The organism is Vibrio sp. 03_296 (assembly GCF_002265885.1).
Genome location: NZ_NPKW01000237.1, coordinates 1 through 910 on the forward strand (window position 1 = coordinate 1; position 910 = coordinate 910).

The window sequence follows — 910 nt, forward strand, 5'->3', positions numbered from 1 at the left end:
GAGAACCAATCGGTGTTAGAGAGGTTTTGATTGTACTCCCCCACTTTGGCGACTAAATAGGGGTCACCGGCTTTAAACGGTTGCAAGGAGCGCACTCGGTTTTCTTCAATTTGACTACCAGTAATGGCCGTTTGACCAAAGTGGTAACGCRTCCCACTGGCGTAATGAAGGCGCACAAACGCTTGATTGAGATCGGCTGCGACCTCTAAACGCGTTTCGATAAAATCGCCTTTAAATAGCCTTTTGCAACGACGAGGTTACGAATTGAGGATTTGAGCGCCTCGTAGTCGCCATGATTTAAAATCGCCCCCTGTTTAAGCGGCGATTTTTTCTAACAGTTGCAGGAAATCTTTTGTCATTCGAGGCTTCCCCCTCAATGCGCACATCAAAGGTCTCAACTCTCACCGGTTCGCCCAAGGTGATATGGGTCCGTCAGTTCTTCCTGATCGTCGCTGATTTGATAGTCAATCTGTAGCATGATAGTAACCCAATGCGTTCAACGCGCCCAATTAATGATGACCATCAAGACGAGATTGAAAACGCAAAGAGGTGGAGTAATCCTTTTCATCAATCGAGGTAAGGTGCGCCTCGATATTTCCTCCACAGCACCGCTCACCCTTCCAAAGAGAGAGAAACTTGAGGCGCCGCAACAAGATTGCTGGCAAAAAGCGAGCTGACTAATAGTGGTAATACTTTTTTTATCATGCTTTAGTACGTACAAAACAACGTCGGCTGACATCGAGGCTTTGCGGATATGAATGTGGTGTAGAATCGACACAACTCATAAGCAGACAAGTTGCGTTAAGCTGACGGTCTAAACTATCCTGCATCACCAGCGGAGACTGAGCTTGCAAGATAGCACCCGCCCTACAAAGGGACAACCAGATTCCGTTTTTTGTTCGGAGTCTAT

Annotated in this window: 1 protein-coding gene; it reads right to left on the reverse strand. The window is 47.0% G+C overall.

Annotation, left to right across the window (positions count from 1 at the left end; all coding sequences use genetic code 11):
• Window positions 1-701: 701 nt before the first annotated feature.
• Window positions 702-910, reverse strand: a 209-nt coding sequence (locus CIK04_RS33555; RefSeq protein WP_325205749.1) for a hypothetical protein, incomplete at its 5' end; no start/stop codon positions are given.